This window comes from Pseudomonas sp. BN414, from assembly GCF_029871275.1.
GTDB lineage: Bacteria > Pseudomonadota > Gammaproteobacteria > Pseudomonadales > Pseudomonadaceae > Metapseudomonas > Metapseudomonas resinovorans_C.
This window is the reverse complement of the sequence record NZ_SSOL01000066.1, coordinates 246,016-253,869: the sequence shown is the minus strand read 5'-3', so window position 1 is coordinate 253,869 and position 7,854 is coordinate 246,016. Positions and strand designations below refer to the sequence as shown.

Sequence of the window (7,854 nt, the reverse complement as noted above, 5' to 3'; positions counted from 1 at the left end):
TCCCCCTCTGTACTGTTACGACTCGAGTAATCCGCCTGGTGCGGGCCGGGGTCAGTTGCGCGACGGGAAGATGCCCTCGAGCGCGATTACGAAGTTGGTGCCCAGGAACGGGTTGCGGATCGCCACAGGCTGGCTACCACCGGAAATGCCGATGTTGATGCCCGGCATGTCGCCCAGCACGCTGACGTTGACCGGAGCCAAGGTAGTGTCGGGAGCGCCGGTGCAATACAACGTACCGGCCCGTCCACCTGCGGCGACGGGACCCAGCACGGTGGTCGGTCCCGGGTTGGTCTGGGTGGTCCCCGTGGTCGCGGCGGGGATCGAAACCTGGCCGGATGCAGCGATGGAGGTGCTGGTGGGCACTGCGGTGTGGGTGTGTGCCGGCATCTGCGTGGTCAGGATGGTCACGTTCTCAGTGCCGCTCACTTCGCCGATGGTGATCGGACTCAGGCCCAGTCCCTGCCCCTGTCCCACGGGGCTGCGGCCACGGAAGTCCGGCAGTCCGAAGGTGGTCTGGCCATTGCCGCCGTACATTGTGCCGAGCAGCGAGAACAGGGCGGAGTTCTGCGAGATGGCCATCTGTTGGCCCTGGCATAAAGCCCAGCTACGGGGGGCGAAGTTGAAACCAACCATGCGGATCTCGCCGAGGAAGGGGTCGCTCATTGCTGTTGCTCCTTGTATGTGCCGCGTCTGCGGCAGGGTGCGCATCGATGCGCGGGACAACCTTTCGTGCGAGGCCCGACCTACTGGGCCTTGCGGCAGTGGAACACTGCCTGCAACAGATGGCGCTCACCGTCCTCGTCCGGCCCGATCGGGCACAGCAGCACTGTCCATTCGGCGTTGCCGGGGCTACGCAACTGGTAAGTGTGCTGGGGCAACTGGACACCGGCGGGTTGCGCAAAGATCGCGCTGTAGCATTCATGGCGCGCGTTCATCGGCGCGCCCTCGCTTACCTCGATCAGGGTGACGGCAATGCCTTCACCACTTCCCCAACTGAGCTGCCAGGGCTGATGGAGCTGTTGTTCGAAGTCCAGCCGGCTCGGTATCTGGCTCATGCGGATACTTCCTGTTCAAGAGAAGTCCTGGCGCCACGCTGCATCTGCAGGTAGACGCGGTTGTCGCCCGTCACGACAAAACCGAAGCGGTCATAGAGACGCCGGGCCGGGTTGGTGGCCTCGACGAACAAGCGGATCGCCTTGCCGGCTTCGTCCGCCTCGCGGATCAAAGCGTCCAGGAAGCGCGTACCGATGCCGTGCCGCTGCCATTCGGGCAGCAGGGCGATATCCATCAGGTTGAAGGTGCTGGGCCCACGGAACACATACAGCCGGCCGATTGGCTGTTCCTGATGGCAGATCAGCGAGAACTGCGCATCGTGGTAGTGCTCCTGGTAATAGCGGTGCTGGGCGTCGAACTGCTGGGCAAGGAAAGCGTCGATGGCCGGCTGGTTCCAGCCGGTGGAGGCCATTTCTTCGGCGCGGGTGGTCGCGTAAAGCTGCCGCAGGAAGCACAGATCGGCTTCCGTGATGGGGCGAAGGTTCAACTCGAAAGTTGACATGTGTCGTGCGTCCTTGCTGAAGCTGGCTCCTGGGTGGGAACCGGCCAACACCGTATTATTTTGCTATCACGCGACTACAACGCTGGAAGATTAACCGAAGGTAAAGGCCACTAGCCACTGTTTAGTTAATAATCAATAGAAGTATTCCTAAACATTTGTATGAAGTGTCCGCTCTAAGCGGCGCAGTTGCTCCAATCCTTCGTAGGGCCCACGCGCCCAGCGCTCCACGGCCGCGCGTACCTCTTCTCCGGCCTCATCGCGCTTGCGCTGGCTGTCAGCACTGAACCACATCGCCGGCTGTTTGGCGTCGAAGGCCGCAATATCCCGCAACCTCGGGGCATCGGTATCGACCAGGTGGAAGATGGGGGCCAGTCGCCCCCAGAGCGCTTCAGGCAGCTCGCTGTAGTTCACCGGCACGCAACCCAGCTGCCGACACAGTGCCAGCCCTTGTTCAAGGATGCGGCCGATCAGACGGCAGGTGAATTCCAGCGGCGCCATGGCCTGGGCATCCATCCCGGCAAAATCCAGCGCCGATGGACCCAGAAGGCCCGGCACACGGTGCATGCCGGGCTGGCGTAGTTGCGAGACGACGATTTCCAGCGGATCGCGATAAAGGAAAATGCGCGGTGTCTCCGGGTACAGCGCATGCATCAACGGCGCCTCGAAGACGTTCCAGGCATCCAGTTTGATCAGCAACCGCTCTTCGTTGCCCAGCCGACGCTGGCCATAGGCAGACAACAGCGCCCGAATCCAGTGTGGCTGCTGGTCCTGCATGGCAGGGTCGACGAAGTGGGCACGCAGCAGGTTGTCCAGCGGTGGAGGCTCGGAGAGCACGATATTTCGTTCCAGGCCTGCCAGCATCTGCGCCATCAGGGTCGAGCCGCAGCGCGACGCGTGATAGATGAAGGCACCCGGCGCAACGCCCGGACTGGCAACCTGCCAGTCGAGCAGTGCATCCATCGTCGTTTCACGACGGAAGGCCTGGTTGAAGGGCAAGCGCAGGGACAAATCGACATCATCGCGAAAAAAAGGCCGGGTCAGCCGCTGTTCGCCGAACCAGCACCAGTCCAGACGCCATTCTCCGTCGCGCCGCCAGGTCCGGATAGGCAGCCAGCCGTGCATGTCCCCCATGCTCATGCCTTCCATTGTTCGTTCCATGCCTGCTTGCCCTGGCGCATGGCGGAACGGACTTCCGCCTCGGAAAAGTGCAAGTCATGCGCGGCGCCCAGCGCTACCGATTCCCGCAGGAACTCGCGGATATCGGCCAGCGACTGCAACCGCTGCGCAAGCTTCAGGTCCCGCTCCACCAGCTCGCGGAAGCGTGCGAAGGCCTGCCCCGCCCTCCCCGGCTGCAGCGCGGGTGTGTCGGGCAGTCCCTGTTCGATGAGCCCAAGCAGCCAATCGTTGGGCTGGCAATCCAGCACCAGGTGAATGCGCTCGCCCGGCCCGGGGTTATCCACACGATGCGGGCGGGACAGATCGAGGAACCAGCATTCCCCCGGCTGCATGGGCGCTTGCAGGCCATCGACGAGGAACTCCACACCCGGTGGGCTCAGCAGCGGCACGTGCAGGCGCAGGTCACTGCCTGGCACGCCGAGGTCAGGGTCGCAATGTTCGTGGATGCGCGAGCCCGGCCCCAGGCGTAGCAGACGTGCACTGCGCACCGTGGCGTGGAAAGCATCCAGCAGATCGTTCCAGGCGGCCTCCCGTTGCCACCAGCCACTGCGAACCGGCGCGCCTTGTCCGGGAGCCAGCGGCAATGGCGCATCATCTGGAGCGATCAGCGCAACGCCGCTCCAGTCACCCTCGAAGTAGCCGGTGTTGAAGTGGCTCTGCCACGCCCCAGCCTCGATACGTGCCAGGGCTTCCAGCAGAGGTGCCATCTCGAACGTCAGAGGCAGGCGCGAGCAAATCGGCATTGGGGGGATTGGCATGGAACCGTCCTTGCTCCTTGGAAATCAGAAACCGCTTTCCCTCACCCCCAGCGCCGCCAGACGGCGCCAGGCGAAACCGAGGACCGACTGCCCTTCTCCGTCCAGCACCACCACACCGCGCAGCGGCTGGGCCGGGTGGATGGAATCGTCCAGCAAGCTCATGCGCACGCCGTATTGCGCCTGCACCGGTTCAGGACGGCGCTGCTCGTCGCGGCGTACGGCAATCGGCCCCTTGTGATCGGAACTCAGGGCTTCCAGTTCCAGATAGGCGACGCCAGTGGCGTCCACCTCGTCCAGCCGTACAGCTACCGCCGGACGTGCCGGGTCGTCGGCGATGAAGCGGCCTTCGGCACCCGGCTCGACACGCCACAGCTCTTCTTCAGCCAGGTAGCCGCGCAGGCGCAGGCCGGGTTCCACGACACGGGCCAGTGCATCGATCGGACTGAGCCAACGGCCGGGCGTGAGGTCCGGCACCAGGTCGCGCACTACGCCGGCTTGGGGCGCTCGCAACTGCAGACGTTCGCGCTGCGCGGCCAGCCCGCGGTACTCGGCCACTGCTTCGGCCAGGCGCTGCTCGAGGATGCCGGCGTCGGCGGCAGTTTCACTGCGTCCGGCCTGGCGGCGCAGCTGCAGTTGGAGAATTTCGATCTCGCGGCGAACGATCGACTGGCGGGAATCCAGGTCGGGAGACTCCAGTTCAAGCAGGAGGTCGCCCTGCTTCACTGCCTGCCCATCCTTTACGTGCAACTGTTTCAATCGCGCCGCCACAGGGGCGTGCAGGGCCGTTGCACGAGAGGCCTCCAGCAACGCCGGCACCTCCACCGAACTGCGCCAGGGAAGCGCCAGCAGGATCAGCACCAGCAGCAGGCCGGCGCCGGTCAGCAGGGCCTTGCGCGGCTCGGTCTGATCGCGCCGCTGCCACCACTCACCGAACTCGCGCCAGATCGGCAGGCCGATGAACCAGACCAGCTCCACCAGCATCAGGAAGATGCCCAGCACCTTGAAGAACAGGTGGTAGACCGCCAGGGCGATACCGAAGAACAGCACCGCGCGCCACAGCCAGGAGCCATAACCCCAGAAGATCAATCTCCGCGCCATCGCCGGCTGCCAAGGTTCCGGCATGGGCTCGCCATAGCCGAACAAGGTCTCGCGCAGGCGCCAGCGACACAGGGCGAAGGCGCGCGCCTGGAGGTTTTCCACGCCCCAGAGGTCGCTGAGGAGGAAATAGCCATCGAAGCGCATGAACGGGTTGAGGTTGATGATCACCGTGGTGATCCAGGTGGCGCTGGCCAGCATGAAGGCCGAGGTTCGCGCGGGGCCGTCCGGTAGCAGTGACCAGGCCAGCAGCGCGAGCACCGCCAACACAAGCTCGGCGAGCACGCCGCCGGCGCCGATCAGTAACCGCGAGCGGCGGTCGTTGACCCGCCAGGCATCGCTGACGTCGGTGTAGAACATCGGCAGCAGCACCATGAACGCCAGGCCCATGCTCTGTACTCGGCAGCCGGCGCGCTTGGCCATGAAGGCGTGGCCGAACTCGTGACAGAGCTTGGCGAAGGTCAGGGCAACGCCGAAGGCCAGTGCGCCACCCAGACTGAACAGGTGCGGGAAGGTCGCGATGAAGCGTTGCCAGTCCCGCGCCACCAGGAACAGGCCGAGGGCGAACACCAGCGGCAACCCCCAGCGCAACAGCCAATGGCCGTTTCGCTCCAGCACAGGCCAGGCGCGGTTGAGGAAGGCGTCGGGCCGCCACAACGGAATTCGGAAAAACAGGTACTGGTGCAACACGCGGTTCCACAGGCTCTGCTTCGCGGCGCCGGCTTTAACGCCATAGCTCGAGCGCTGCTCCTCATCCAGGGCCGCGATCAGGTCGTGGCCACGCAGGAAGCGCAGCAACTCATCCAGTTCCAGCTCGCCAAGTGGCAGACCGGGTTCGGCGTTGGCGGCGTCCAGCACCCGTCGCGGCTCGCCCAGGGCCCAGTGGCGCAACAGGCGCACGGCGGCGGCGCCGAGCTTGAAATAGCGACCGCGCAGGGGGTCGGCCAAGGTCCATTGCGGCGCACCATCCAGGCCGGGGGCGGCCGGCGACAACTGCAGGTCGGAGCGCAGGGCGGGCAGCATCAGAAGCCCAGGCTCTGGCGAGCCGCGGCGAGCGGCCGGCGCAACAGGTAATAGGCCAGTGGCGCGCGGTCGCCGAAGAGCTTGGCGGTGCCACGCAGGCCGATACGGGGCGGGGCATCACTGAAGGCGGCATCGAGTCGATAAGCCAGTTGCCCGGCGGCCGTGCTCTGGGCTTCGTATGCCGCACGCTCGAGGCGCGCGGCATGACGGTTGAGCGGATCGCTATCGAGGAACAGCGCCACTTCGGCGCCGGGTTGCAGGGCGATGGCATCGCCCACCGGCAGCTCGATGCGCAGTTCGGCCTGGGCCGGATCGGCAATCTGCATCAGGCGTTCGCCGGTCTGCACCGGTTTGCCGGTGAGGCGCTCGGCGTCGGCGAATACCGCAATGCCGGCACGTTCGGCGCGCACTTCGCTACGCGCCAGCAGCTGGCGGGCATAGTCGCGTTCAGCGCGCTTCTGCTCCACCCGTGCCGCGAGCAGGTCGATTCGCGCACTGGATTCGGCATCGGCGAAGGCGCGTTGGGTATTGGCCTTGAGCTCGGCCTCGGCGACGCCCAGGGCGCGCTCGGCAACGTCTGCCTGAGCCTTCAGGCTGGTGGCATCGAAGCGCACCAGCAAGTCGCCGGCAGCCACGTTCTGGTTGGGCTTGACCAGGAATTCGGCGATCACCCCGTCCAGGGGCGCCGCAACCACTCGTCCCCCCTGGGGCACCACTTCGGCGGGCGCCAGCACCGATTGGCGCACCGGCACCAGAAGCAGCAGGCAGAGTCCGCCGGCAATGGCCAGCAGCTTCTTCTTGGGCCAGCGCAGGCGCCAGGGCTTGCGCGGTTGCAGGGCCAGCCAGGCATGGGCGTAGGTGTCGCCGAGTTGGGTCAGGAGGGCCAGCTCGGCGTCGTTGAAGGGGTGCTCGCGGGCCAGCCAGAGCCCACCGAAGACGTCGCCATGACGATCTTTCAGCGGAGCCCAGCAGGCGTGGGCGGCGGACAGCGCCTGCCAGTCGGCGCGGGACTGTTCGTCGAGGGATTCGGCCTCGATGGCGGCAGTTGCGCTTAACCGATCCTGGCCAAGCAACTGTGCGGCGGCTCGTTCGACAAAGGCCACGAAGGGCGCGTTGGGCTCCACCAGGCTGATGCCGGTCAGCGCCCGCACCTTGCCGGCAATCAGCAAGGCCGCATGACGGAAGCCGAACAGCGCCTGGCCGTCGTTGACCATGGCGAAGGCCAGTTGCTCGGTAGTGGCCTTCTGATGGGCCTGTTGCTGCAGGCCGAGAAAGAGCGCGAAAACGCGCTCGACCGCACCCGGCGCAGCTGCGTTCATGGCTTCTCCGGGAAGCGCGCGGTGCCGCTCATGCCAGCCAGCAGGCCCGGTGCGTCGGCGGGCAGGCCACCGATCAGGAGGAGGGTCTGGCTGCCTTCGTCGATGCGCGCGCCAAGGCGCTTGACCACGGCGTGCAGCGGCTCGCCGGTTTCATCGGGTACGAATTCGAAAGCCTGGTCGGGCTTGAGCTTGCTCAACCAGCGCGAGGGCACCAGCAGATGGATCTCCAGGGTGCGGTTGTCCACCACGTCCAGCAGCGGCGCACCGCTGGCGACACTTTCATGGGGTTGGACCTTGCGCGCCACCACCTGGCCGTCGAAGGGCGCCTTGACCTGGCAGCGTTGCACCTGCACCTGGTAGACCTGCGCCTCCGCCTGGGACTGGGCCTGGCGTGCCTCCGCCAGGGCCACTTCAAAACGGCCCACCGAGTTGAGGGCGGCCAGCTGCTGCTTGTTCTTCAGTTCCTCGCGGGCGGCGCGCACGGCGGAATTGGCGGCGTTGAGCTGAGCCTGATAGGCGCTGCAGTCGAAGCGCACCAGCACCTCGCCCTTCTTGAACGCCTGGCCTTCGGCGTAGGGCATTTCGACGATGCGCCCGGCCAGTTCGCTGGCCAGCACCGCCTGGTTGCGGGCCCGCAGAACGCCACGGGCTTCACTGCCCGAAGCGCTCGCTGCAGCGGGAACGTCGAGCAAGGGATCCTGCGCGGGCGGCTCTTCCGCCCCTGCGGTAGCAATCAGCCCAACCAAGCCCAACAACGTCCACAGCGTGCGTTTCATCAAGGCCATTCCCTGGAAAGAAGTGGGCAAGAGTCTATGAGAGCTGTCGGACAATAGGAATCTGGCCGGAGGAATTATCTCGCCATCAGGAAGAACTTTGCCGCCGAGTGGAGGGTCGAAATGCACCTTTCTGCTGCAGGAGATTCCGTGTC

The 7,854-nt window shown here is 65.6% G+C and carries 8 protein-coding genes; all 8 read right to left on the bottom strand.

The genetic code is table 11. The features are described from left to right. Positions 1 to 51 precede the first annotated feature (51 nt). Entirely contained in the window at positions 52 to 663 is a 612-nt protein-coding gene (locus E8E95_RS15525) for a tail fiber protein (RefSeq protein WP_280351601.1), read from the bottom strand. Between the two features lie 80 nt (positions 664 to 743). Then, on the bottom strand, positions 744 to 1,055 hold the full coding sequence (locus tag E8E95_RS15520; RefSeq protein ID WP_280351599.1) for a hypothetical protein: 312 nt from the start codon (positions 1,053 to 1,055) through the stop codon (positions 744 to 746). Continuing rightward, positions 1,052 to 1,555 carry a GNAT family N-acetyltransferase gene (locus E8E95_RS15515; protein ID WP_280351597.1) on the bottom strand — a complete coding sequence of 168 codons (504 nt, stop codon included), beginning with the start codon at positions 1,553 to 1,555 and terminating at the stop codon, positions 1,052 to 1,054. The genes E8E95_RS15520 and E8E95_RS15515 overlap by 4 nt, the downstream gene beginning before the upstream one ends. Before the next feature lie 147 nt (positions 1,556 to 1,702). After that, entirely contained in the window at positions 1,703 to 2,713 is a 1,011-nt protein-coding gene (locus E8E95_RS15510) for a sulfotransferase family protein (RefSeq protein ID WP_280351595.1), read from the bottom strand. Further along, on the bottom strand, positions 2,689 to 3,489 hold the full coding sequence (locus E8E95_RS15505) for an aspartyl/asparaginyl beta-hydroxylase domain-containing protein (RefSeq protein WP_280351593.1): 801 nt from the start codon (positions 3,487 to 3,489) through the stop codon (positions 2,689 to 2,691). The genes E8E95_RS15510 and E8E95_RS15505 overlap by 25 nt, the downstream gene beginning before the upstream one ends. A 24-nt stretch (positions 3,490 to 3,513) precedes the next feature. Further along, a complete protein-coding gene (locus E8E95_RS15500; RefSeq protein ID WP_280351750.1) occupies positions 3,514 to 5,610 on the bottom strand; it encodes a biotin/lipoyl-binding protein in 2,097 nt (698 codons plus the stop codon). Beyond that, complete coding sequence (locus tag E8E95_RS15495) at positions 5,607 to 6,926, bottom strand: HlyD family efflux transporter periplasmic adaptor subunit (RefSeq protein WP_280351591.1); 1,320 nt, start codon at positions 6,924 to 6,926, stop codon at positions 5,607 to 5,609. Before E8E95_RS15495 ends, E8E95_RS15500 begins: the two co-directional genes overlap by 4 nt. After that, on the bottom strand, positions 6,923 to 7,702 hold the full coding sequence (locus E8E95_RS15490; RefSeq protein WP_280351589.1) for an efflux RND transporter periplasmic adaptor subunit: 780 nt from the start codon (positions 7,700 to 7,702) through the stop codon (positions 6,923 to 6,925). The genes E8E95_RS15495 and E8E95_RS15490 overlap by 4 nt, the downstream gene beginning before the upstream one ends. Positions 7,703 to 7,854: the final 152 nt, after the last annotated feature.

Excerpts from the sequence above, each read along its gene's own strand:
- E8E95_RS15490 (WP_280351589.1), bottom strand. The coding sequence starts at position 7,702 with ATGAAACGCACGCTGTGGACGTTGTTGGGCTTGGTTGGGCTGATTGCT.
- E8E95_RS15510 (WP_280351595.1), bottom strand. The coding sequence starts at position 2,713 with ATGGAACGAACAATGGAAGGCATGAGCATGGGGGACATGCACGGCTGG.
- E8E95_RS15520 (WP_280351599.1), bottom strand. The coding sequence starts at position 1,055 with ATGAGCCAGATACCGAGCCGGCTGGACTTCGAACAACAGCTCCATCAG.
- E8E95_RS15505 (WP_280351593.1), bottom strand. The coding sequence starts at position 3,489 with ATGCCAATCCCCCCAATGCCGATTTGCTCGCGCCTGCCTCTGACGTTC.
- E8E95_RS15515 (WP_280351597.1), bottom strand. The coding sequence starts at position 1,555 with ATGTCAACTTTCGAGTTGAACCTTCGCCCCATCACGGAAGCCGATCTG.
- E8E95_RS15525 (WP_280351601.1), bottom strand. The coding sequence starts at position 663 with ATGAGCGACCCCTTCCTCGGCGAGATCCGCATGGTTGGTTTCAACTTC.
- E8E95_RS15495 (WP_280351591.1), bottom strand. The coding sequence starts at position 6,926 with ATGAACGCAGCTGCGCCGGGTGCGGTCGAGCGCGTTTTCGCGCTCTTT.